Origin of the sequence: Prevotella sp. tf2-5, from assembly GCF_900115435.1 — a bacterium.
Lineage (GTDB): Bacteria > Bacteroidota > Bacteroidia > Bacteroidales > Bacteroidaceae > Prevotella.
This window is the reverse complement of record NZ_FOWK01000003.1, coordinates 215,915-241,626: the sequence shown is the minus strand read 5'-3', so window position 1 is coordinate 241,626 and position 25,712 is coordinate 215,915. Positions and strand designations below refer to the sequence as shown.

Below are 25,712 nucleotides of genomic sequence, written 5' to 3'. Positions count from 1 at the left end.
AAGTTATTATGCTGACTAAAAAAGTAATTAAAAAATTTGCATTTTCAACCGTTTTAACTATATTAGCAGTCCCCGCCATGGGACAGGATTTGTTGGCAAAACAAGCCCCCATAGACCGCAAGATGAAAGCCGTCGACAGCATGGCACTCCACAGACTTATCCAGGCTGAGAGCTATGAATCTCCCGCAGCCGATCTCTATAACGACTGGAACAACCGTTATGCTCACAAGGCTTCTGTTCTTCCAGACACCTTCCGTATTGACCTCCGTGGTTTCTGCATGCCGACTACTAGCCGTGTACTGACCAGTAACTTCGGTGCCCGTTGGGGACGTCAGCACAAAGGACTCGATATCAAAGTATATATCGGCGATACCATCCGCGCTGCCTTCAGCGGTAAGGTTCGTATCGTGAGATATGAGGGAAAAGGCTACGGTAAGTATGTCGTTATCCGCCACTATAACGGACTCGAGACAATCTATGGTCACATGTCCAAGCAACTGGTGACTGAGGAGCAGGAAGTTCGCGCCGGTAATCCTATCGGTCTGGGTGGTAACACAGGTCGTAGTACTGGTTCTCACCTCCATTTCGAGACCCGCCTGTGTGGTATCGCACTGAATCCCGCCTTGATGTTCGACTTCAAGAATCAGGATGTGGTAAGTGACTTTTACGTATTCCGCAAGTCTACTTACAACCATGAGTCAGCTGAGGCAACCCGTTTGCGTGGCGTAGGTGGCAAAGCAGTTAATGGCGACCTCGACATCCCACAGCAGAGTTATGCTTCCGCACAACCCGCAAGCTCCAAGAAAGTCAGGGCTCATGCCACCCGTTTCCACAAAGTGGCAAAGGGTGAGACACTGTCCTCCATTGCCCGCAAGCGTGGTATGACGGTCAGTGCTATCTGTAAGTTGAACCATATCAAAGCAAATACCCGTATCAGAGCAGGTCAGATCCTCAGATACAATTAACCAACAACCCTTCACGGCGTGAAGCCGTTGACCAAAGAAATCTAAATGAAACAGAAAATCATGTTATGCATCTTACTGATGCTGCTGTCTTCTATGGATGTAGCATTAGCAAAGGGCAAGAAAAAGAAAGCAAAGAAAATCCAACGTACAGAGGCGGTATATGAAGAAATCGACAATTTCGATTTCCTCTATGCTGATGACTATAATGTCAATATGAGTTTTGCCTCGACAGATGATATCCTCAGGCAAGCAACCTCCTTTATCGGTACCCGTTACCGCTTAGGCAGCAAAGGTCCCAATGCCTTCGACTGCTCTGGTTTCACCAGTTATGTCTACAGACAGAACAACATCGCGATTGGAGGTTCCTCCCGTGACCAGTATGCCCGTAACATCCCCATCCGTCGTGAGGAGATGCAGCCTGGCGACCTTGTATTCTTCACCAGTCCTAACTCTGGTCGCAACGTAGGACATGTGGGAATCATTCTCGACTACGACCCCATTGAGAATACTTTCACGTTTATCCATGCCAGTACCAAGAACGGAGTGAAGATCAGTTCTTCCACGGACGGCAACTACAGCCGCCGTTATATCGGGGTTCGTCGTGTAGCAAGATAAGACACTATGAGAATAAGACTTTTCCTATTAACAATATTAGCAGGTTACACAGTAGCCTGCTTTTCTGATGATATCACCGTTGCGATGACAGGTGATATCATGATGGGTACGACCTACCCCGGTATCTCACTGCCTCCAAAGAATGGGGAGGAGGTCTTTAAAGATGTGAAACCCATCCTGCAACGCGCCACTATTACTGTCGGCAACTTGGAGGGCACCCTGCTGGACGGAGGTAAGAGCACGAAGAGCGGTGGTCCAAACAGCTACTCCTTCCGTACACCAACCAGTTACTCACATTTACTGAAAGAGGCTGGCTACGACTTCCTGAGTATGGCAAACAACCACGCCAACGACTTCGGTGCCGAGGGCATTGCCAGCACAGAGAAGCAACTGAACCTGCAGGATATCAAGTATGCCGGTATCAAAGGACATGTGGAGTCCGCCATCGTCGTACGAAATGGTATCAAGTTTGGCTTATGCGCCTTCGGGCATAACCAATACACCCTCAAGCATCGTGACCTACAGACCGTCAAGCGTATCATCGACGACCTGAAGAAGAAGTCGGACATCATTATCGTCTCCTTCCATGGTGGTGCCGAGGGACGTTCCAAGAGTCATCTCCCACAAGGTGCGGAGAGTTTCTTGGGAGAGGACCGCGGCTCCCTTCGTGAGTTTGCCCATTTCTGTATTGACAACGGTGCTGACATCGTCTATGGTCACGGTCCTCATGTGGTACGTGCCACAGAGGTCTATAAAGGTCGCTTCATCGCCTACAGCCTTGGTAATTTCTGCACACCCTACGGCATGAGTCTTGCCGGTATCTCCGCCTACTCTCCCGTAGTCGAGATCAAAATCGACAAGCAAGGACGTTTCCTCAGTGGTAAGATTCATTCTTTCCTCCAACAGAAGGGCATTGGTCCCCGTAAGGATGCCAATCAGCATGTGGCACATGAGATGATGAACCTCACCAACAGTGATGTACCCCACAGCGAAGCCACTATCGACCGCAACGGCAACATCACATTGAAGAAATAACAAAAATTCATACATTTTATTTTGTAATTCGCCCGCTTCTTCGTATCTTTGTAGCTCATTAATAACTATTAATCTCTACATGATATGGACAATAAGCGCTATGGTCACTTTGACGACCAACACCGTGAGTATGTGATCACCGACCCGAAGACACCGTGGCCGTGGATTAATTACTTAGGCAATGAGGATTTCTTCTCACTGATCTCTAACACCGCTGGCGGCTACTCCTTCTATAAGGACGCGAAGTTCCGCCGTATCACCCGTTATCGTTATAATAACGTACCCATGGACAATGGTGGACGCTATTTCTATATCAACGACAACGGTACCGTATGGAATCCTGGTTGGAAACCATGCAAGACTCCCCTCGACTTCTATGAGTGCCGTCATGGCATGAGCTATACCCGTATCACAGGACGTAAGAACGGCGTGGAGGCATCTGTACTCTTCTTCGTACCCCTGAAGACATGGGCGGAGGTGCAGAAACTAACCCTCACTAACCAGAGTAAAGAGGTGAAGAAGCTGAAGCTCTTCTCCTTCGAGGAGTGGTGCTTGTGGAATGCCGCTACCGACATGGAGAACTTCCAGCGTAACTTCTCAACGGGTGAGGTGGAGATAGAGGGTTCTACCATCTACCATAAGACGGAGTATCGTGAGCGTCGCAACCACTATGCGTACTATCATGTGAACACAGAGATACAGGGTTACGATACCGATCGCGAGACCTTCGTGGGACTCTATAATGAGTTTGCCAATCCTGATGCTGTCATGGAGGGTAAGCCCCGCAACAGCCACGCTCATGGCTGGAGCCCTATCGCCTCACATTATATCGAGGTGGAGCTGCAGCCAGGTGAGTCCCGTGACTTGATCTTCCTGTTGGGCTATGTGGAGAACGAGCAGGACAAGAAGTTCGCTGCCCCACAGGTCATCAACAAGGACAAGGCGCATGCCACTATCGAGAAGCTGAACACTACTGAGAAGGTTGACAAGGCGTTCACAGAACTCTGTCAGTACTGGGATGCCCTTCTTAATATATATAAGGTGCACACAGGTAACGACAAACTCGACCGTATGGTGAATATCTGGAACCAGTACCAGTGTATGGTGACCTTTAACTTCTCACGAAGCGCCTCCTTCTTCGAGAGCGGTGTGGGACGTGGCATGGGTTTCCGCGACTCCAACCAGGACCTCGTGGGCTTCGTTCATCAGATACCGCCACGTGCCCGTCAGCGTATCATCGATATCGCATCGACACAATTCCCGGACGGTGGCTGCTACCACCAGTACCAGCCACTCACCAAGCGTGGAAACAACGACATCGGCGGTGGTTTCAACGACGACCCATGCTGGCTCATCTTCGGTACCGTTGCCTATATCAAGGAGACGGGCGACTTCTCGATTCTCGATGAAATGGTGCCTTTTGACAACCAGCCAGGCTCTGAGGTCACCCTCTTCGAGCACCTGAAGGTATCCATGGACCATGTCATCAAGAACCTTGGTCCTCACATGCTGCCACTCATCGGACGTGCCGACTGGAACGACTGTCTGAACCTCAACTGCTTCTCATGGGATCCTAACGAGAGTTTCCAGACCACAGAGAACAAGAGCGAGGGCTCCAAGGCAGAGTCACTGATGATCGCCGGTCTCTTCGTAGTGACAGCAAAAGAGTATGTCGAGCTGTGTAAGAAACTCTCCGAGAACTCAAAGAACTCTGAGTACTCCGAGGAAGCGAAGCGTATGCAAGCCGCTATCGACGCCATGATTGCCGCCGTGAAGAAAGACGGATGGGATGGTGAGTGGTATCTACGTGCCTACGACTTCTTCGGCAATAAGATCGGCTCCCACGAGTGTGAGGAGGCGAAGATCTTCATTGAGAGCCAGGGCTGGTGTACGATGGCACAGATCGGTGCCGAGGACGGTATGGTGGCTAAGGCTCTCGACTCCTGTAAGAAATACCTGGAGTGCGAGCATGGTATGGTACTCAACAACCCCGCCTTCACTAAGTATATCTATGAATATGGTGAGATCTCCAGCTACCCAGAGGGCTACAAGGAGAATGCCGGTATCTTCTGCCATAACAATCCTTGGGTCATCATTGGCGAGTGCATCGCCGGACGTGGTAACGACGCATGGAGCCACTATGCCAAGATCCTTCCCTCTTACGTGGAGGAGAAATACCAGACACTGCACAAGGTAGAGCCTTACGTCAACTGCCAGATGGTAGCCGGCAAGGATGCCGCCAAGCCTGGTGAGGGTAAGAACTCATGGCTCACAGGTACTGCTGCCTGGATGTGGCTGACCGTCAGTCAATATATCCTGGGTGTGAAACCTCAGTACGACGGTTTACAGATAGACCCCTGTCTGCCGACGACTGCCAAGGAGTACACCATCCAGCGTAAGTTCCGTGATGCCGAATACACCATCACCGTCAAGAACCCTGACGGCAAGGAGTCTGGTGTCAAGCAGATGATCGTTGACGGCAAGCCCATCGATGGCAACATCATCCCCTACTCTACAGGCAAACATGCCGTAGAGGTAACGATGTAAGCCAATACAACCTATCCATTCAAAAATTCCCTCTGTTATTACGACAGAGGGAATTATTGTTTTAATTAATACTCGATCTTGTCCGTCTTCTCACGCCACAGACGGAAGGTCTCGAGGGCTTCATCACGCATCATGGGAATGATGGGCACGGTGCGCTCATCCAAAGATTTATCCAATTCCTCATAGATGAAATCGTCGGCAAAATCGATATCACGGGCATCCTTGCGCGTATTACCATAATAGATACGCTCAATATGTGACCAGTAGATAGCACCCAGACACATCGGACAAGGCTCGCACGAGGTATATATCCTGCAACCTGTGAGGTCGAATGTGCCGAGTTTTCGACATGCCTCACGAATCGCATTCACCTCCGCATGAGCCGTCGGGTCGTTATCAATAGTCACACTATTGCTACTGCCTGCGATTATCTTTCCATCCTTCACGATGACAGCACCAAACGGACCGCCACCATGGCGGACACTCTCATTGGCAAGCCGAATCGCCTCGCCCATGAACTTACAATCTTCTTTCGTCGTCTTCATTGTTAGGACAAAGATACATCTTTTTTCTCAAATATACGAAGATACCAATAAAAAAAACATCGTAATTCGAAAAAAACATAGTAACCTTCCAAACCCCTAACCTCCAACTGTTTTCTTCTGAAACGCCGATGTACAGGGCGTTTGCGGGCAGTTGGAGGTTGCTCTAACCTCTAACTGACCTCTCACTAACCTCTAACATAGTGGGAGGTGGGTTGGACGTTAGTGGGAGGTTGTCAGAACCTCCAACTGGTCTTGCGCCCTTTATTTATCGATGTTTGCGGCATTTTTAGTGGGAGGTTAGGGGATTCTGGAAAAAATTTTATAACTTAAAAGTCAACCAAGGTACCATCATCATAGGTCATGGCAATGCTTCCCAATAGTTATGGCAGTATCTGTTATACCCCTATAGTGATGTCTGGTATCACTCATAGGAGATATCGGAACAAGTGATGCAAGACTGCCGGCACCGTATTTTTACTTTCTAGTAAAAAAACTTGTGGTATTCAAGAAAAAGATGTACCTTTGTCGGTCAAAATGAGAGCGTTAGTATGAGTGAGCATAGAAATCCCTTTTTAGAACCTTATGGGACACTGCATGACACAGTGCCATTCGACCGCATACGTCTGGAAGACTATGAGGAGGCTTTCATGGAGGGTATCCGACGAGACAACGAGTATCTGGAGAAGACCATCAACAACCCTGAGAAGCCTACTTTCGACAATACCATTCTGAACCCCTTTGACGAGGGCGATGGCTATTATGACCTGTTGGACAGGGTATCTACCGTGTTCTTCAACCTGCTGAGTGCGGAGACCAATGATGAGATGGACGCCCTCGCCCAGAAGATGCAGCCCATCCTGACCCAGCATGCCAACGACATGCGGTTGAACCCACAGTTGTTTGAGCGCATCCGTCAGGTACATCTGCACCATCGTCGTCTGACAGCCGAGGAGAAGATGCTGTTAGACAACTGCTACGAGGGATTCGTACGCAGTGGTGCCCTGCTGGATGAGGAGGGAAAGACAAAGCTGCGCCAGTTGACGGAGGAGGCTTCCATGCTCTCACTGCAGTTCTCGCAGAACCTGCTGAAAGAGAACAAGGCATTCACGCTCCGCATCACTGACGAGGCACAGCTGGACGGACTTCCCGACACCGCCCGTGAGGCTGCCGCACAAGCATGGAAGGAAGCCAGGAGCCAGGAGCCGGAAGCCTATGGTGACAAAGGATGGCTCTTCACCCTCGACATGCCCAGTTACTCGCCCTTTATGACCTACTCCACACAGCGTGAGCTACGCAAACAGATGTATATGGCTCGCAATACGGAGTGTACCCACGACAATAGTGAGAACAATATCGAGATCTGTAAGCGACTCATCAACCTACGCAGGGAGATAGCCCAGTTGCTGGGATACAAGACCTATGCCGACTATGTGCTGAAGCATCGTATGGCATCGAACGTACGGAATGTCTACCGACTGCTTGACGACCTTATCGACGCTTATAAGCCCACCGCTATCAAAGAGCGTGAGGAGCTGATAAGACTGTTTAAGAAAAACAACTCTCAACTCTCAACTCTCAACTCTCAACTAAAAATGATGCCCTGGGACACCGGTTTCTACTCCCATCAGCTTCAGATGAAGAAATACAACCTCGACGCAGAGATGCTGCGACCCTACTTCGAGCTGTCGAAGGTCATCGAGGGTGTCTTCGGACTCGCCAACCGGCTCTATGGCATCACCTTCAAGGAGAACAAAGACATCCCTGTATACCATCCCGACGTGAAGGCATACGAGGTGTTCGACAAGGACGGCTCCTATCTTGCCGTCTTCTATGCCGACTTCCATCCCCGCAAGGGAAAACAAGGTGGTGCCTGGATGACAGAATACCAAGGACAGTGGATTACCAAGAAAGGAGAGAATATCCGTCCCCACGTCTCTGTGGTGATGAACCTGACGAAACCTACTGACGAGAAGCCCGCCCTGTTGACACTCGGTGAGGTGGAGACCTTCCTGCATGAGTTCGGACACTCGCTGCACGGGATGTTCGCCAATACCCGTTTCGAGAGCCTCAGCGGTACCAATGTCTGGTGGGACTTCGTGGAACTGCCCTCGCAGTTTATGGAGAACTTCGCTATCGAGAAAGACTTCCTCCGTACCTTCGCCTTCCACTACCAGACAGGAGAGCCACTGCCCGACGAGCTGATCCACCGTATCGTGAAAAGCCGTAACTTCATGGCAGCGACGGCATGTCTCCGACAGGTCAGTTTCGGACTGCTCGACCTTGCCTATTATACCAAGAAGGAAGCGTTTACCGATGATATCATCTCCTTCGAGAAGAAAGCGTGGAAGAAGGCGATATTGGGGGAGCAACTACCAGACACCTGTATGACCGTGCAGTTCTCACATATCATGGCAGGCGGCTATGCGGCAGGCTACTACAGCTATAAATGGGCGGAGGTGCTGGACGCTGATGCCTTCAGCGTGTTCAAACGCCACGGCATCTTCGACCAGAAGACGGCGCAGAGCTTCAGGGACAACATCCTCTCCCGTGGTGGCACAGAGCATCCGATGACGCTCTACAAGCGCTTCCGTGGCGGAGAGCCGACAATAGACGCGTTACTCAAGCGAAACGGTATTAAAAGAGGTAAGAAGTAAGAGGTATGAATAACGAGAAACAACACAAATTTGACATGCGCTACCTGAAGATGGCAAGGATATGGGCGCAGAACTCCTACTGTCAGCGCAGACAGGTGGGGGCACTGGTCGTGAAGAACGGTATGATTATCAGTGACGGCTATAATGGTACCCCCAGCGGTTTCGAGAATATCTGCGAGGACGAGAATAACGTGACGAAGCCCTATGTGCTGCATGCCGAGGCTAACGCCATCACCAAACTCGCCCGCTCCAACAACAATAGTGACGGGGCAACCATCTATATCACAGCCTCCCCCTGTATCGAATGTGCCAAGCTGATTATCCAGGCAGGCATCAAACGGGTGGTCTACGGCGAGCAGTATCGCCTGACAGACGGTGTCGACCTGTTGAAGCGTGCCGGCATAGAAACTATCTACCTTAATCCTGACGAAGATGAACGAGAAGAAGAATAACCGTTTTATGCCTTTTTTGATGGCGGTGAGTGTCGTGGTGGGTATCCTGATCGGTACCTTCTACGCCAACCATTTCTCTGGCAACCGGCTGAGTATCATCAATTCCGGCAGTAACAAACTGAACAACCTGCTGCGACTGGTCGACGACCAGTATGTGGATACTGTCAATGTGAATGACCTCGTGGAGAAGGCGATGCCTCAGATCCTCTCTGAGCTCGATCCCCACTCCGTCTATATCGGAGCCAAGGACATGCAGATTGCCAACGACGACCTGAAAGGATCCTTCTCGGGAGTCGGTATCGAGTTTACCATCCGTCATGACACCCTCCATGTGCAGAACGTCATCAAGAATGGTCCCTCGGAGCGTGCCGGTCTTATCGCCGGTGACAAGATCGTGATGGTGGACGATCAGCCGTTCACAGGAAAGACTTTGACCAACGAGGAGGCGATGCACAGGTTGAAAGGTCCTAAGGACACGAAAGTGAAACTGGGTATCATACGTAATAAGGAGAAAACTATCCGTAACTTTGTGGTGACCCGTGGTGACATCCCTACAAGGAGTGTCACAGCAACCTATATGCTGGACAACAAGACAGGGTATATCCGTATCAGGAACTTTGGTGAGAATACCTATCCTGAGTTGTTGATAGCCCTTGCCAAACTCTCCCAGGAAGGCTTTGAGAACCTTGCCATCGACCTGCGCGGCAACACTGGTGGCTACCTGGAGTCGGCAGTACAGATTGCCAATGAGTTCCTGCCTAAAGGACAACTGATCGTCTATACACAAGGACGTAAACAGTCCAGACAGGACTATCGCAGTGACGGACGCGGCTCCTACCAGCAGATACCACTCGTCATCCTTATCGACGAAGGCTCTGCCTCTGCCAGTGAGATCCTGGCAGGTGCCATCCAGGATAACGACCGTGGTACCATTATCGGACGACGCTCGTTTGGAAAGGGACTGGTGCAGAAGCCTATGGCTTTCAATGACGGGTCGATGATCCGTCTGACCATCGCCCGCTATTACACACCCTCCGGTCGTTGTATCCAGAAGCCCTATGTATCCGGTGACAACAAGGACTATGAGGAAGACCTGATGGCACGTTACCAGCATGGGGAGTTCTTCTCGCAAGACAGTATCAAGCATACCGGTCCCGCCTATAAGACACGTATCGGACGTGAGGTGTTCGGTGGCGGCGGTATCACTCCTGACATCTTCGTAGGTGAGGACACCACTGATGTGACCTCCTACTACAAACAGGCATCCATGAGCGGACTCATCCTGCAGTTCGCCTTCGACTATACGGACAATAACAGGCAGAAACTGAGTGAGTACCATTCCTGGAAAGAGTTGGAGAAATACCTTACCAAACAGAATATGGTCGAGAAGTTCGCTTCTTATGCCGAGAAGAACGGACTGAAACGCCGTAACCTCATGATACAACGCTCCCATCTGCTCCTGGAGCGTTATATCAACAGCCGCGTCATCTATAACATGATGAGTGAAGAGGCGTGGGTAGAGTATATCAATACTGATGACCCTGCCATCAAGGAGACGGAGAAGGTCTTCAAGGATCAGAAAGCCTTCCCTGCAGCCCCACGGAAACAGGAGAACAAGAAAGCTGCATGACCAGCAAAGAAGATATGCGTAGGATGCTTCGGCAAAGGGGAACTACAGGTACCTCTGCCGAGGCATCATCTATTATCGACCAGTTGAGGAATCATCCACGAGTGATGCTGTCACATACCTTATTAATATATTATAGTATGCCCGATGAAGTCCCCACACAAGGATTACTCGACGAACTGGTCAATAAGGGAAAGACTGTCCTGCTACCCCGTGTCATCAGTGACACAGAGATGGAGGTGCGCCGATATACGGGAAAGGAGGACCTGCGGAAAGGAGCTTTTGGCATCATGGAGCCGACAGGGACGTTGTTTACTGATTATGAGAGAATTGATGTTGCCATTGTGCCAGGTGTTGCCTTCGACAGAGACGGGCACCGCTTAGGAAGGGGTAAAGGCTATTACGACCGTTTCCTGTCAAAAGTCCCGCTTGTCTATAAGATAGGGGTGTGTTTTCCTTCCCGTTTAATGGACGAGGTACCTGCTGACGAGTATGACATCCTCATGGATGAGATCATTACGGCGAATGCCCAATGAACATCAACTGAAACGGATATCGGTAATCACCTGCTCCCCAACTACCGCATTCAACTTCTTGACCAGTTCCCCTCGCATCATCGACAAATCAGAACGAAGGGCAGGATTTGACAGACGGACATACAACGTCTGGTTGTAGATATAGGTATTAAGCGTATAACGGGCAATCACTGGACCTACCACCCCCGGCCACGCCTCCACCAGCCGTTTCTGTTTCAACGGTGTCTCCAACCCTTGTTCACGAAGGTTACGCAACAGGATATCCTTGAGTGTTTCTGTATTCCGCTTAAACATCTTTCTTCGTGATTTCTCCGTTATCCACCTCGAATATCTGATAGTCCAAGGCACTGTTCTTGAGTATCTGGTCCAGATGATCCCTATTGGTGTCTGTGATGAAAATCTGTCCAAAGGCATCACCGGACACCAGGTGTACGATCTGCTCCACCCTTTCCGCATCCAACTTGTCAAAGATGTCATCCAACAGTAGCAAGGGAGTCGTCTGGGAGGCTGTTCGCTTGAGGAAGTCAAACTGTGCCAGTTTCAAGGCAATGGCATACGTCTTGTTCTGTCCCTGGGAACCTTCCCGCTTCATAGGATGCCCGCCTAAGGTAAATACCAAGTCGTCCCGATGGATACCATGAAGGGAGAAACCCACGGCAAGGTCTTTATGCCTGTCTCGTTGGATGACCTCCAGTAATGGACCGCGCTGACAATGAGAAATATAGTCAAGTCCCACCATCTCCCGTCCTGAGGATATCTTGTCATAGAACTGCTGGAACAAAGGTACCAGCTCCTGTACAAAGGCATCACGCCGATGGTAGATGAGCTCCCCTGACTCAGCCATCTGCTCCTCCCATATTTGAAGAAGCATCGGGTCGGGAGCCGGATCTTCCTGTTTGAGCAGGGTGTTCCGCTGCTGGAGGGCATTATTATAACGTGACAGGGCATCGATATATGACCGGTCGTATTGCGAGATGACCATATCCATCAATCGCCTGCGTTCCTCACCACCTCCTTCTATCAATAAGGTATCAGATGGGGAGACGACCACCAGAGGAATCTGTCCGATATGTTCCGACAACCGCTTATACTCTTTCTTGTTGCGTTTGAAATGCTTCTTCTGTCCCCGTTTCATACCAACGGAGATTAACTCGGAGTTCTCAGAGTTCTCAGAGTTCTCGGAGTACTCACCTTCTATCATACAGAAAGGCTCGTCATGACGGATGACCTGTGAGTCTATGGGATTAGACGCAGAGCGACAGAACGACAGATAATACACGGCATCCAGGACATTGGTCTTTCCCACTCCGTTATGTCCGATGAAACAATTCATCTTCGGCGACAACTCAAGAGTAGCCTCACGAATGTTCTTATAATTGAGTATGGAGAGTTTCCTAAGTATCATTATGGTGCAAAGGTACGATTTTTTTCGCAATCAGTTATTGATAATTCATAATTATTTTGTAACTCTGAATAAATTCAAAGGTACTCACGTTCGAAAAAACTCAAATAAATTTGGTTTTTTACTCACTTATTTGTACCTTTGCAGCCGATTTATGTACGAACATTAAAAAGAATACAATAATAATGGCAAACAAGAACCAACAAGCTGCTCCTGAGATGGAGCAGGTAAGCAAAGCAGAAGCTTTCTTCGAGAAATACAAGAAAGCTATCATGATTGGCGTATGCGCAGTGATTATCATCGTTGTAGGCGCTATCCTTTTCAATAATTACTACCTCACCCCACGTGAGAACGAGGCAAGTACAGAACTCGCTAAGAGCCAGGAGCTTTTCGATCAGGAGCAATATGACAAGGCACTCGCTGGATTCCAGAAAATTGCCAATGAGTATGGCTCTACTGATGCCGGCAACCTGGCACAGCTGTACATGGGTCTCTGTCAGGCTAATCTGGGTAAGTGGCAGGAGGCTGTCAATGCCTTGGAGAACTTCAGTGGCAAAGGTGACGCAATGATCTCTCCCGCCGCTGAAGGTGCACTGGGTAACGCTTATGCTAACCTCAACCAGCTCGACAAGGCTGTGGAGCACTTGAAGAAAGCTGCTTCTATGGCTGACAACAACTCTCTGTCTCCAACATTCCTCATCCAAGCTGGTGAGATCCTGGAGAGCCAGGGTAAGAAAGACGAGGCACTGAAACTGTATCAGGAGGTGAAGGATAAGTACTTCAACTCTATGCAGTATCAGACGATCGACGAGTATATCGAACGCGCATCTGCTAAGTAATGGCTACCAAGAACCTCTCAGAATATAATATTGAGAATGTGCCCGATGCCTCGAATATGATTTTCGGCATTGTGGTATCAGAGTGGAACCCTGAGATAACAGGTGCCTTGCTAGAAGGCTGCCGCTCTACCTTGGAGAAGCATGGCGCACTGCCTGAGAATATCCACGTAAAGACTGTACCCGGCTCTTTCGAGCTCATCTATGGTGCACGTCAGATGACACTCAACGACGGTTATGACGCCGTCATCATCTTAGGATGTGTCATCCGTGGTGAGACTCCCCATTTCGACTATATCTGTCAGGGAGTCACGCAAGGCATCGCCCGCCTGAATGCTACCAATAACATCCCTGTCGTCTATGGATTGTTGACTACTAACGACATGCAACAGGCAAAAGACCGTGCAGGTGGCAGACTCGGAAATAAAGGTGACGAATGTGCCGTGGTAGCTATCAAGATGGCAAAGTTCTAATGTCTCACTAAATAACACCAAAGACTATGAAACTAAACACAAGGAAAATGATGACTGTCATCGGACTGATGGCTGCCATGTTGTTTGCTCCTGTATTGGAGGCAAGTGCACAGGACATCCCTTCTATTCCTCGCAAGACAACCACAAAGGCTGTGAAGACGAAGAAGGTGAAAAAGAATGCTAACGTAGTATGGGGAACAGAGTACGACTATCTCTCCACCCGCTACATCAACTATGATGACATCAGCGGTTACGACCGTGGACAGATTCGTGTGTTGAAGAATTCCATCTACGCTCGTCATGGACGCATCTTCAAGGATGCCGCTCTGCGTGAGTATTTCGAGCAGCAGAGTTGGTATCGTGGAACACGAAACGAGATTCCTGCAGGAGAGTTTAATAAATATGAGAATGCAAACATTGCATTCCTATTAAAATACGAATAATGAAGAGATTCTTTAAAACAACAGCTGCACTGGCAGGTATGCTCAGTGTGGCTGTTATCTTTTTTACTGCCGTCCCCGCGTCAGCACAACCATCGATTCCCCAAGGGGCAAAGATCCTGATGAAAGCCTATCCTAATTTCATCAAGGGTTATGAGAATGGCTATTTACTGATGTCTGACGGTACGAAGATGCAGTATGACGACGGACGGAAGAAGTCGTTCGAACAGAAACTGGACGATGCCGACCCAGAGGATATGTTCGCCTTCAAATACGACAGGAAATCATGGACACCAGAGTATTTGCAAGACGCAGGACGCAGTCGTTGTGAGCAACTCTTCAAGAAGATGTATGGATCCTCGGCTGCGGAAGTCAGGAAACATCTCGTCACCGTCTCCTGGTTTGGGGAAAAAGTTCTTTTTACCCCTATCAACGGAGCTGCTGACAGTCTCCGGGCTGTCGCCAGAGAACTGGAGAAACACCCAGAGCTGCGTTCCTATCTGAAGTCCTCGGGCTCTTTCTACTGGCGTAAGGTCAGGGGTGCCAACCGTCAGAGTGCCCACAGCTATGGCATGACTATTGACATCGCCGTCGCTAAGAGCGACTACTGGTTGTGGAAAAATCCTGGCAAGAAAGAAACAGAAAAGATTGTCTATGCCAACCGGTTCCCCAAGGAACTGATACTGATCTTCGAGAAGCACGGCTTTATCTGGGGCGGTCGCTGGTATCACTATGATACCATGCACTTCGAGTTCCGACCAGAAATATTGATGGCAAATCCATAAGATTACAGCCGCGAGAATTATTATCGTGACTATAAGAAAAGTGTAAGACCATCGCATTGGGCAGGTTTCCTACCCCTTTGCGATGGTCTTACACTTTTTAAAAGATTGTTAGTTATTGCCTTTCATGATGATGTTCACCATCATCACGATATCGGTCACATTAATTTCGTCATCACCATTCAAGTCCGCTGCCTCCTTGACGAATTTCGCAGATGGCTTGTCCATGATAAAGTTGACCGTTTCAACAATATCGGTCACATTAACCGCTTTATCCCCATTGGCATCACCTTGGATAAGATCATTTGAACCAGAGGAATTATCCTTCTCGAACTTGAATTTGGCAGCATTGACGATCTTACCAGTTGTCTTGTCGATGAGGAGAGCGACAACGCTCAGCTTTTGCTTTTTCTGGATTCGGGTGTTATCTTTGATATCAAGCGTATAAGTGTGCTCCATAGCAACGTCCTTCGTGATGGTCGTGGGAACACTCCCCTCAATGCCGTTAAACGGTTCCCATACAGCCACAGGTACATTGTTATAAACGGCATCCTTAATCTTTGAAGGCTTGTTGGTTAGTTCTTCCAGATTTTCATCCTTGACAGTACTGCCAGAATAATAGTTCGACTGTTCCCATTCTGGTGTATCACCGGTCAGTTCATCTGCTAGCAACATATAACCAATTCGATAGTTAGCATTTTTGACATCATCGACAAAGGTCGTCGTGGTCTTGACTTTGATGGAATTTTGGCTTTCGTCAGCCCATTCCGCCTCAACCTCGATACCAGCAGGGACATAACTACGCTGTACAGCCTCTACCTCACGACTGATACCGAAGGACTGATCGCTACTGCCATAGTAGGGGTCCATGACTTCTCCACGGTTGATCATACAACTTGGATAACCCGACACATTCAATTGATAGTTATCCAAAATCATAGGATCGCCTGAACCTCCGCCATGAGCGGCAATAGTAATGACGTCGTTGCCATAGATCTTATTCAATAGGTTCAATGCAGGAATGCCTCGAGCACACCATCCGCACCAAGTACCTGTTGCTTCCTCCAAAACAGGAACCACCTTTGGTTTCTTCACCACGGTGACCAGTTTACCAGAGGCTTTCATATTCTCTGTAGTACTTTCATTGGCAACCTCATTGACCTTCGTCAGTGTGAACACCTTATCGCTCTCGCCCGTAGCATCATCAGCTTTGATAGGAACAAGTACCTCGACACTCTTCATGAAGGTAATCGGGTCTTGCAACTCCAGATGATAAGCCGTTGAATGACCACCTGTTGTGATGGAATAGTCGATGCTGGTGATGGGCTCAATACCTTCTCCCAACATTGTGATGGGAACAGAAACCTCTCCGTTCAGTGCAGCATAAGCCTTACCGAAGTCGGTAGAAGTCACGCTGGCAGCATGCTGTGGGTATTCACCTGCTGTAGGATCCATCTCAATGATATATGTGAAGTTATCCCATCCTGGGGTATTTGCATAAGCTTCTTTCGTTCCATAGGGTACATAGAGTTTGGCTAGCTTCATGTTGCAACCACTGAACACCATCGATGAAACAGCAAAAGGCTTCTTGATATGGCTTACCACCTTCGTCATCTGGTTACAATAGAGGAAAGCCTCGGGTTCTATCTTCTCTACACTGGCAGGAATATCAATCTCCATAAGTGTAGACAAACTGCGGAAAGCGGCAGGAGCTATCGTCTTAACACCTTCAGGTATCTTCGTAGTGGAGAAACCTTGAATAAGGGTGTTGGTAGCTGTCTCAATGATAGCATTGCAGTTGTCGCGTGAGTCATATTTAGGATTGGCCTTATCTATAACGATTGAAGTGATTCTGTCACATGCACCAAAGGGCGAATCGCCCAAATTAGTAATTCCTGCTGACATTTTCACTTCCGTCAGTTCCGTATCAGCCCAGAAGGCAGCCCATCCGATAGATGTAACAGAATTAGGAATCTCAATCTCCTTCAGACCAGGCTTACCGCTAAAGGCCATATCACCCAGAGCTGTTACAGTAGTAGGGATGACAGTATTAACACAACCTATACGAAGGGTGTTATTAGCTGTCTCAATAATCGCATTGCAATTATTTCGTGAATCGAATACAGAATTGCCTGCTTCCACACTTAATGCCTTGAGGTTACGGGCATAGTAGAAGATATCACGTCCCAGTTCTTTAACAGTTTTCGGTAGTACCAGCTCTTCCACACCACTATCCTGGAAAGCGTAAGAACCAATAGCCGTCAGGTTCTTTGGCAGCACGATATGCTCAAGGGCTGTTGTGGTCTGGAAAGCTCCTTCGGGTAGCACATTGGCAACGGTACCTTCACCAGCTACGATGGTTGCGTCCGAAAGATCGATAGCTGACAGCATACCATACTGTCCGCACATACCCTGCAAAGTCTTAATATCATCACCATTGATATTACCTGTGACTTTCAGTTCCTCGGTAACTCCCTTCTTATCAGCAACCTTCGATTCCAACGTTCCCGCTGTTTCAACATTGATTGTCAGCGCACGTTGTGTCTCATACTCTGAGACCTCAAGGATTTTCCTGTCGTAATGAGTAAATACGCTACCCCATTTATCATCGGCTAAATATTTCTCTTTCGTTCCATTTGGCACAATGAGACGAGCATACTCTTTGATATAGTTTAAATCTCCAGGACCTAATATCCAATCATCTTCAAGGGCTGGAGGCTCTGAGAATGGCAATTTATAGGTTGTTGCATCACAATATACAAAAAGACCTGATCCGAAACTATTAACACTTTGTGGAATATCGACCACTTTGGTTCTCACATAAGAGAAAGAGGAACGTCCCAATGCTGTCACACTGTTCGGAATGACAGTAGCATCTGAGGCCTGAATCAGCGTGTTGGTAGCAGTCTCAATAATTGCATTACAGTTGTCGCGTGAATCATAATATTTGTTTTTTGCATCAACGGTAATTGACACCATTCTGCATCTAAGGAAAGCCTCACGATCTATCTGCTCAATGCCCTCAGGAATATAGATGTCCTTTACCTCATTATCCATAAAGGCACGTTCGCCAATCTTCTTCAAACTCTTAGGAAGCACGATGCTCTCAAGACCAGCATCCTGAAAGGCCATATCACCAATCTCTATGACTCCCTCAGGAATACCAGATGCCTGACAACCTCTTATTAACTTGCCTGTGGCTTTCTCATAGATAACATTATTTTGTGAATAAAACTTCTTGTTTCCTTCGTCAACTATAAGTGTCTTTATTCCATGCAATGCGAACGCATTACCATATATGAAATCTACATCTCTAGGAATCGTCATCTCAGTCAAGCTAGTACCGGAAAAGGCATATTGCCCGATATAGGTTATCGTTGGAGGCAATAGAATAGAAGTAAGCGTATGGCAGTTTGAGAAAGTGTCGTCGGCTATTTTATTGTCTTCTACAGTACGAATACCTTCCATAAACGTTTCACCGCCTACAATACGGGCTTCGGACAGGTCGAGTTTCGCCAGACGTCCTTGGTTTCCTTGACCATATTTGTCCTTCGACATATCGCGGATGACATCAAAATCCTTACCGCCAATCTCACCTGTAATCTTCAAACGACTGATAAGATAGCGTTCGCTCTCAGGGAGCAGCGAAGCCAACTGTCCTTGTTTTTCCAGATGTACCTCTCGGAAGCCAATCTCAGGTTTCTCATCGTAGTTAATATCGTTGTTAGAGGCTGGCTGTACACCAACCACGGCATTCTGCTCCTCTGTAAAGTCCATGCTTCCAGGGGTCAGGGCTGTCAAAGCGAAGTAACCGTCCAGATTGCCGCCCCATCCCCAGTTAATATAGAACTTACCGTCCTTATAGCCATGCAACACGAAGGTGTGACCCGATTTATTTTTATAACCGCTATAGATCACCGGTCGTCCCTGTTCTATCTCATGATAGAGGGCCTGCTCCCACTCTTCATCAGTAAACTCATTACGATTCACTATGTCGGCACCTTTACTGAAGTTGAAAACAGAGATCAAAGCTCCTGGAATACTAGTTGCATAAGCAGACGATTCGTCTGTGTTATAATTCATCAAGACCGACTGACCGCAATAACGCATCAGCCAGGCGATATCATCATCAGACATATTGAACCAGTTGAACTTACGGGCAGGCAATGTCTCAAGTTCCAACTGAGGTTTGCTCTTGTCATCTTTGTTGGATTTGTAACCCACTGCGGAGCGCACGCTATTCAGCGGCCACTGGTAGAAATTGACTACCTGTGCCATCGCAGTAGCCACACAACCTGTAAGTGCCTTGTTTCCACCAATTTCAGGACAATGTTGTTGGTAGACACCAGTCTGATCCCATTCAGTCTTCATCAGAGGTATGAGTTCCGACAACTGAGCACTGGCTCTGCGTCTGGATGCTACACGTTCGTAGACGATTTTGTCCATTGGACTTTTTTTCATTGACTGGGCAATTCTGGCATAGTAGTCAAGGAGCCATTTCACATTGTCAGGCACCTTGGACAAGTTGAGATTACCTTGTTCGGCATATCCCAACACCTCTGGCATGAGGTCATTACCAGCAACAATGACGAAACCTCCATTGTTCTCTACATTAAATACAAAGTAGGCTTTATCGCCGGTAGAGGATGCACGACGCAGGTTTGTCTGCTTGAACTGTTTGCCTTTCATAAACTGTTGGGCTTTCTGAAAGGCTTGCTCTTCTGTCACTTCTCCTGCAAATGACATTAAAGAGAAGAAAAGACTAATCAGAACAATGTATACTTTTCTCATTTTATTATGGGTTTTTGGTTATTATTTATTTTGATTGCAAAGATACAAATAAATAAGCATATAACAAAATAACACCATCATTTTTGTTGTTCCATAGGATGGAATATCTTGTTCCATAGGATGGTAGAATACTTAGTAAGGACGGACTATACCTATTAGAAAAGGCATCTCCATTTGGTTGGAAATGCCTTTTTGTTTATGTAAATCTTTAAAAAATTACTTCACAATCACCTTTTTGCTGTTGATGATATAGACACCTGCAGCAAGACCATTTGTTGACGTTGCATTCTTGCGAACAACATTGCCCTTCAGATCGTAGATTGTAGCAGGATTCTCATTGGATAGCTCAATCTCGTTAATACCTGTTGTTGCAGTTACACTGAAAGTAACGTTACCAGGTTTGTGTTGTGTTGCATTCGGTTCAACCAAAAGTATATCCTTCATTGTACCAGTCAGCGAACCTGCAGCAAGGTCAGAGGCAGCTACTAAATTAATCGTGATAAGTGTTCCGCTAGTACCAACAATTGGCATGTTGGTGTCTGACTTATAAAGAAAACGATAGGCGCCACTTTCCAACTTACTTGAAGTAAGGGTGTGATCATCGTCCTCTTCTTCTTGACGATTTTTATTCACTTTCACATCCAGCTTACCATTGCTTTTTACAACAATGCTGATACCCGTAGGCAATTCGAGGTCAAACTGAACAGCACAAATTTCGTCTGAATTGGTCAGTTCGACATTAATAGCCTTTTTTTCACCAGCTTCAATACCGAAGTCGCTAATTGAAAGCTGATCCTGTGCCATCATGTTCATGGCGGAAAGCAGAAATACTGCAAAAAACAATAACTTTTTCATATTCTTTAATCTATAAGTAAAATTATTCCATATAATTACGTTTAAATTGTTTTCTTATGAGCTAGAGATACATACTCCGTTGCAAAGATAATAAAAAGGTATTAAACTAACAAATTTTTGATGTTTTTTTCTTAGATGCCTTAGTTTATCTTGTTATTAAATAAGGTATAGGGGAGACTTTGTCCCCCTACACCTTATTATATTTTAATAAATTACTTCACCATACCTTCTTGGTGGATGTCTGTCGCTTTTCCAATCTCAGCATTATTGCTGATTTTTTCATTATTGAGGGTGTCGAACAAAACCTTGCCATCTATTCCGAGATTCTTCAGCATGATACTCTTTCCGCTGAATGCCTGCTTGTTAACATCGGCATCCCTTCTGGAGGCAGTTTCCATGATGATATTTACCATACCCACGATGTCTGTCACGTTTACATAACCGTCCTGGTTGACATCGGCAGCCTCTTCATTGAAGTCTGCTGACGGCTTCTCCATGATGTAGTTGACCGTTGCCACGATGTCCGTCACGTTGACACTGCCGTCACCGTTGGCATCGCCAAGTATAACACTGGAGGCACGGAACTCGAAGTCAGGCGTTCCCAACAAATATTCAAAGTCTGACTCATTAGGTCCTTGATAGTATACCCAGAGACCATACAGATCGACATCATCCTGATCGAGTTTCTCCATATCAATATATACTCGTTTGGTTTCGCCAGCTGCTATGTTAATGTCCTGAGTCTCCTTAGCGGAGTACCAGCCGTTGGCATTATGGTACCACTTAGTGAGTAGTAACTGTCCTGAGAAGGTTTCAACGCCAATATTCTTGATGTCACCAAAGAAAGTGGTCTTATTGCCTTCTATATAATATACATCATTCTTATACTTCATTTCAGGATTACAGCCATAATCTCCGGCTTCAATGATGTAGGTTGTTGCAGTGCGGAACTCGAAGTCAGAATTTCGGCGTACGAAGACCTCTGTATCCGTTGCCGGGTCAATATAGAAACAGTTAATAGTGTACTGGTCATAGCCTTCGGTCTTTTCAATAGTGCCACTGGTAGCAGATGCTGTTGACTTTCCAGCCACATAGAAGTCCTCTGTGGTCGCGTCTTTAATCTGCACCCAGTTGCCTGAGGAGTTACGTCCAAAGTATTTGAATCGTATCTTTCCGTTAAAGGCACCACCGCCAATATTGGAAATGTAGACCTTTATGCTGAGTTTATCGCCATATACATAATTGATGCTTTTATCATTATCCCACTTCAATGCCGGGTCGTTTTCCAGACTCTTGAATACCAGATTAGGTGTGTTAGCATCAATAAATACGAAATTGGGCGTATATTTCAGTGTCTCATAGTCACTTTCATTGCCTCCCTTATATTTTATGCGAAGGAAATAGCCGTCAACATCTGTCTCATCACTCTTAGTAATAGTTTCGGTGATTCTTAGAGTAGCACCTGGTTCCAAGTTAACACTTTGGTATTTAGGATAGGTTGGATAGTTAATATAATTCCATGAATTTCCTTTACCAGCATAGTGCTTACACGGTTCTATCTTCAACTCACCAGAGAAGGCATCGCTACCTGTATTCGTAATGTCAGTATAGAAGGTCACCTGATTGCCTTCTATATAATAGGTATAAGCATCTGTGTTGTACTGAAGAGAGGGCATACCGACAAAATCAGTAGCCACCAGCTTATAGTCACCGCCTGATGCTCCTCCCCTAAACTCAAAGTCTGGCGTAGTGGCTAAGAAAGTTTCTTCATCATTGACCAACCAATTCATCTCAACACAATACAGCAAATAATCGCTATCGTCGACTTTGTTAATCTCCACATTAAAGTTCTTAGAGGCTCCTGCTGCAATCGATACAGAAGCGACAGCCTCTTGATAGTATTTCCATTTGTCTGCACTTTTCGAATAATACCAATAATTAAATACGATATTGTCATTATAATCCCCATCACCTGTATTTGTAACAGTAAAGCTGGCCGTTGTACTGGTTCCATTTACGTAATATACATCGGAGCTGCTGTCATATTGGATAGCAGGAGTTGCTCCATTGTATGTTCCCGTCAAATTGGGTGCACCACTTCCTCCTCCAATGACCATATTGAACTGATAACCCAGCGGATCAATATTGAAGGAATAGGTACCTGAGGACTTTGGAGTATATTGGAACTCAACAGTACTGGTAGTATTGGGCTCTGCATCGATGAATCCACCACGATACCAACTTCCACTATTAATCTGATAATAAAGGTCGCTGCGTAAAGCCTTCATACCCGTATTCTTGATGTTAATCTTGATGGTCTGTGCTGAGTTTACCGAGAGGTCTCCCACGATTTCATGACTCACTTCCAACTTGGGAACCGCCATCTCCAACGTGTTACCACTGATAGTGAAGTCAACACACATGGTTTCACTGCCAGTAAGGGCATACCATTCCGTTTCACCCTCGTTTTGAGCTATAAATATTAGTTTATATTTGCCATCCGCATAGTTCGCGCCAAAATCTGGAATGATGGACGACCATGAATAATAGTTTACGTTCAAGGATTTATTCGTCCATAGCGTCAGATCCTCTATCGTTTGTCCACTATTGTTTAAGATACGTGCAGACAAATTAAAAGTCTGTGGACCGTTTGTAGAGTTTATAACATAATAAGTAAGACAATTACTCAGGCTGAAATTATCTGTTGAAGAAGTACGCGTGACTGTTGTCTGTGAATATGTCAGGTTGTACATCGACATCTTTTCATAATAGCCAGATGATGTTCCGTCATTCTTCTGAATACCGATACCAGCACCTTGTCCCATGCCATAACCGTCACTGGTAGAGCTGCCGCCGATTCCTTGGTCGTCAGGATTCAATATACGCAGGCGGAAGAAACCATCAGACATACCGCCCCATCCCCAGTTGATATGAAAGAAGTCATCGGAGCCATAGCCGTCACAGACAAAGGCATGTCCGCCACCTGCCGACTGACCACTATAGAGTACCGGGCGGTTGGCTGCTAACTCTGCATAGATAATGTCCTGCCAGTCACTATAACTGTAGTTGACACGATCCAGCCATTTACAGGTTTCTTCTTCGTAGTCGAAATATTTCACGAGAGCAGCAATACAATTGGCTGTTACGGCACCTGATGATCCGTAATCGTCGCAATAATAGTCCATCTGTACCGCCCGACCACAAAGCTTCATCAGGTTGGCGACAGCCTGAGCTTCTGCATCGGTATAGGTGTATTGATTCCAATTGCCATTCTCATTGACCCAGCCATACTTGTCCTTGATGTTGTTCCAATCAATCGCCGTACCTGCGGGGACGGCATCAAGATTGAAACCTCTGGTACCTGAGGTATAAGCAGGAATCTCCGTAGTAGTATTGCTAGGCCACTTATGGTGGTTCATGATTTGTGCATAGGCTGTAGCCACACAACCAGTGGCAGCGTGCTCATCGTTGTAAACCGGACAGTATTGGTCAAAAGGCTCGCCCTGATTCCACCTAGCTTTGATTAACGGTTCAATGCTCGCTTTGGGCGCTCTTCTTGTGGCGCCTTTTACCTTTTCCTGAGGGGTCTTTACCTTAGGGCTTTGCATATGATGGTCATCCAGATACTGGATGCCATCCACATATTCCTGCAGGAAAGCACGCATATTGTCAGGCATCTTGTTGGCATCGTAGGTTCCTGTGGTCGAATAACCCAAGATTTCCTCGGTACGGTCGTCGCCACTAACAATGACATAGCCGCCACCGTCGATATTGAAGATATGCAAATAGTCACGTGCAGCCGAACGGTTGCTAGCCTTCTGAACGCCACTACTCGTGACCTTCATGTTTCTCCGGGCTGTTGTCTGCCCCATCTTGTTAGCGACAAAGTTCATCGCTTTCTGCTTCGCGGTCTCTTGGTCCACTGGACCTGCTATCATCATTGTGCTGATGAAGAGGCTGATAAGAAGTAGGAAGTGTTTCATAAAACTACGTTTTTAGTTATTGATTTTTACACGATTGGTAATTCACAATTACAAAGGTAAGAAAAAAATATGAATAACTAAAGACATTGGGAGATTTTTTTCTTTTTCAAAGAGAATTGTTTTTTCTGAGCGTGACTGAGATACATTCTCCGTTGCAAAGATACAAAAGAATAAACTAAACAAATTCTGTGAGAGATCTTTTCTCAACACCATTAATAACTGTCTTTTATTCAATGCAGCAGAGGAATTTATAAAAAAACACCATATCCGTTGGGTATTTCCCCGGTTTGCATTATCTTTGCAACACAAATGGCATTCATCTGACAATAACTATAATAGTTATACTATGATACATGCCAATAAAGAAAAAGAAAAAAAATGAAACAATACAAGGCTTTATAAATATGAGATTTATTTCATGGAACGTAAATGGGCTGAGGGCTTGCGAGGGCAAGGGCTTCAGTGATATTTTCAGAGAGTTGGATGCAGACTTCTTCTGTCTGCAGGAGACCAAGATGCAGGAAGGACAGCTGGACTTACAGTTTGAGGGTTACACCTCCTATTGGAACTATGCCGAGAAGAAAGGCTACTCAGGTACTGCTATCTTTACTAAGCATCAACCCCTGAATGTAGAATATGGTATCGGCATTGACCTGCACGACCATGAGGGACGTGTCATCACTCTAGAGATGCAAGATTTCTTCCTCGTCTGCTGCTATACCCCCAACTCGCAGGACGGACTGAAACGACTTGAATATCGTATGTCATGGGAAGATGCGTTCCGTACATACCTGAAGCGACTCGATGCCAAGAAGCCTGTTATCCTGTGTGGTGACCTGAATGTCGCCCATGAGAAGATAGACCTGAAGAATCCCAAAACAAACCGGATGAATGCTGGCTTTACAGACGAGGAACGAGAGAAGTTCAGTGATCTGCTTGCCTGTGGTTTCATTGATTCCTTCCGAACCCTCTATCCTGAGCAGGTCACTTACTCATGGTGGTCCTATCGCTTTCAGGCTCGTCAGAAGAATGCCGGATGGCGTATCGACTATTTCGTAACCTCTGAACGCCTGCTTCCACAAATAGCTGACGCAAAGATACACACGGAGATCTATGGCTCAGACCATTGCCCTGTGGAACTGGATTTGAGATAATCGTTGAAAAGTTTAGAGTT

19 protein-coding genes are annotated in these 25,712 nt (G+C 46.8%); 13 read left to right on the top strand and 6 right to left on the bottom strand.

Translation table 11 applies throughout. The features are described 5' to 3' along the window. Nucleotides 1-8 precede the first annotated feature (8 nt). The 4 genes from BM257_RS04725 (at nucleotide 9) to BM257_RS04710 (ending at nucleotide 5,162) form a co-directional block, all read left to right on the top strand. On the top strand, nucleotides 9-965 hold the full coding sequence (locus BM257_RS04725) for a peptidoglycan DD-metalloendopeptidase family protein (protein WP_092068957.1): 957 nt from the start codon (nucleotides 9-11) through the stop codon (nucleotides 963-965). A gap of 45 nt (nucleotides 966-1,010) precedes the next feature. Continuing rightward, complete coding sequence (locus BM257_RS04720) at nucleotides 1,011-1,580, top strand: C40 family peptidase (RefSeq protein WP_092068954.1); 570 nt, start codon at nucleotides 1,011-1,013, stop codon at nucleotides 1,578-1,580. A 6-nt stretch (nucleotides 1,581-1,586) separates the two neighbouring features. Beyond that, a complete protein-coding gene (locus BM257_RS04715) occupies nucleotides 1,587-2,615 on the top strand; it encodes a CapA family protein (RefSeq protein ID WP_092068951.1) in 1,029 nt (342 codons plus the stop codon). A gap of 84 nt (nucleotides 2,616-2,699) precedes the next feature. Beyond that, nucleotides 2,700-5,162: a glycoside hydrolase family 94 protein gene (locus BM257_RS04710; protein ID WP_092068948.1), complete on the top strand. Its 2,463-nt coding sequence runs from the start codon at nucleotides 2,700-2,702 to the stop codon at nucleotides 5,160-5,162. Between the two features lie 65 nt (nucleotides 5,163-5,227). Here the strand turns inward: BM257_RS04710 and BM257_RS04705 are convergent, their stop codons facing one another. After that, nucleotides 5,228-5,707: a nucleoside deaminase gene (locus tag BM257_RS04705; protein ID WP_092068945.1), complete on the bottom strand. Its 480-nt coding sequence runs from the start codon at nucleotides 5,705-5,707 to the stop codon at nucleotides 5,228-5,230. A gap of 548 nt (nucleotides 5,708-6,255) precedes the next feature. On the opposite strand from BM257_RS04705, the gene BM257_RS04700 reads away from it, so the two are divergent. Genes BM257_RS04700 through BM257_RS04685 form a run of 4 tightly spaced genes read left to right on the top strand, consistent with a single transcriptional unit; the run spans nucleotide 6,256 to nucleotide 10,976 of the window. Beyond that, entirely contained in the window at nucleotides 6,256-8,361 is a 2,106-nt protein-coding gene (locus BM257_RS04700) for a M3 family metallopeptidase (protein ID WP_092068942.1), read from the top strand. A 5-nt stretch (nucleotides 8,362-8,366) separates the two neighbouring features. Then, nucleotides 8,367-8,813, top strand: coding sequence for a dCMP deaminase family protein (locus BM257_RS04695; RefSeq protein ID WP_092068939.1), 447 nt, complete (start codon nucleotides 8,367-8,369; stop codon nucleotides 8,811-8,813). Then, complete coding sequence (locus BM257_RS04690; RefSeq protein WP_092068937.1) at nucleotides 8,794-10,443, top strand: S41 family peptidase; 1,650 nt, start codon at nucleotides 8,794-8,796, stop codon at nucleotides 10,441-10,443. The genes BM257_RS04695 and BM257_RS04690 overlap by 20 nt, the downstream gene beginning before the upstream one ends. After that, complete coding sequence (locus BM257_RS04685) at nucleotides 10,440-10,976, top strand: 5-formyltetrahydrofolate cyclo-ligase (protein ID WP_092068934.1); 537 nt, start codon at nucleotides 10,440-10,442, stop codon at nucleotides 10,974-10,976. Before BM257_RS04690 ends, BM257_RS04685 begins: the two co-directional genes overlap by 4 nt. A 3-nt stretch (nucleotides 10,977-10,979) precedes the next feature. On the opposite strand, the gene BM257_RS04680 is transcribed toward BM257_RS04685, so the two are convergent. Both BM257_RS04680 and BM257_RS04675 read right to left on the bottom strand, forming a co-directional pair. Beyond that, entirely contained in the window at nucleotides 10,980-11,270 is a 291-nt protein-coding gene (locus BM257_RS04680) for a DciA family protein (protein WP_092068931.1), read from the bottom strand. Next, nucleotides 11,263-12,381, bottom strand: coding sequence for a DNA replication/repair protein RecF (locus tag BM257_RS04675; protein WP_092068928.1), 1,119 nt, complete (start codon nucleotides 12,379-12,381; stop codon nucleotides 11,263-11,265). The genes BM257_RS04680 and BM257_RS04675 overlap by 8 nt, the downstream gene beginning before the upstream one ends. 182 nt (nucleotides 12,382-12,563) lie before the next feature. Here BM257_RS04675 and BM257_RS04670 point away from each other — a divergent pair, with 182 nt between their 5' ends. Genes BM257_RS04670 through BM257_RS04655 form a run of 4 tightly spaced genes read left to right on the top strand, consistent with a single transcriptional unit; the run spans nucleotide 12,564 to nucleotide 14,912 of the window. Then, entirely contained in the window at nucleotides 12,564-13,217 is a 654-nt protein-coding gene (locus BM257_RS04670; protein WP_092068926.1) for a YfgM family protein, read from the top strand. Further along, the gene (gene ribH / locus BM257_RS04665; RefSeq protein ID WP_092068924.1) at nucleotides 13,217-13,687 is read left to right on the top strand and encodes a 6,7-dimethyl-8-ribityllumazine synthase; all 471 of its coding nucleotides are present in this window, start codon (nucleotides 13,217-13,219) and stop codon (nucleotides 13,685-13,687) included. Before BM257_RS04670 ends, ribH begins: the two co-directional genes overlap by 1 nt. Before the next feature lie 26 nt (nucleotides 13,688-13,713). Next, nucleotides 13,714-14,130 carry a YARHG domain-containing protein gene (locus BM257_RS04660; protein WP_255405540.1) on the top strand — a complete coding sequence of 139 codons (417 nt, stop codon included), beginning with the start codon at nucleotides 13,714-13,716 and terminating at the stop codon, nucleotides 14,128-14,130. Continuing rightward, nucleotides 14,130-14,912, top strand: a complete 783-nt coding sequence (locus tag BM257_RS04655) for a M15 family metallopeptidase (RefSeq protein ID WP_092068921.1) — start codon at nucleotides 14,130-14,132, stop codon at nucleotides 14,910-14,912. The genes BM257_RS04660 and BM257_RS04655 overlap by 1 nt, the downstream gene beginning before the upstream one ends. Nucleotides 14,913-15,020: 108 nt before the next feature. Here the strand turns inward: BM257_RS04655 and BM257_RS04650 are convergent, their stop codons facing one another. The 3 genes from BM257_RS04650 to BM257_RS04640 all read right to left on the bottom strand — a co-directional run bounded on the left by BM257_RS04650 (nucleotide 15,021) and on the right by BM257_RS04640 (nucleotide 24,538). Next, nucleotides 15,021-19,700, bottom strand: a complete 4,680-nt coding sequence (locus BM257_RS04650) for a leucine-rich repeat protein (RefSeq protein WP_092068918.1) — start codon at nucleotides 19,698-19,700, stop codon at nucleotides 15,021-15,023. Between the two features lie 216 nt (nucleotides 19,701-19,916). After that, on the bottom strand, nucleotides 19,917-20,555 hold the full coding sequence (locus tag BM257_RS04645; protein ID WP_143096748.1) for a T9SS type A sorting domain-containing protein: 639 nt from the start codon (nucleotides 20,553-20,555) through the stop codon (nucleotides 19,917-19,919). A gap of 212 nt (nucleotides 20,556-20,767) precedes the next feature. Beyond that, on the bottom strand, nucleotides 20,768-24,538 hold the full coding sequence (locus BM257_RS04640) for a C10 family peptidase (RefSeq protein WP_092068912.1): 3,771 nt from the start codon (nucleotides 24,536-24,538) through the stop codon (nucleotides 20,768-20,770). 404 nt (nucleotides 24,539-24,942) lie between these two features. Between BM257_RS04640 and BM257_RS04635 the strand changes: the two genes are divergently transcribed. Next, nucleotides 24,943-25,692 carry an exodeoxyribonuclease III gene (locus BM257_RS04635; RefSeq protein WP_092068909.1) on the top strand — a complete coding sequence of 250 codons (750 nt, stop codon included), beginning with the start codon at nucleotides 24,943-24,945 and terminating at the stop codon, nucleotides 25,690-25,692. The last annotated feature ends 20 nt before the right edge of the window (nucleotides 25,693-25,712 follow it).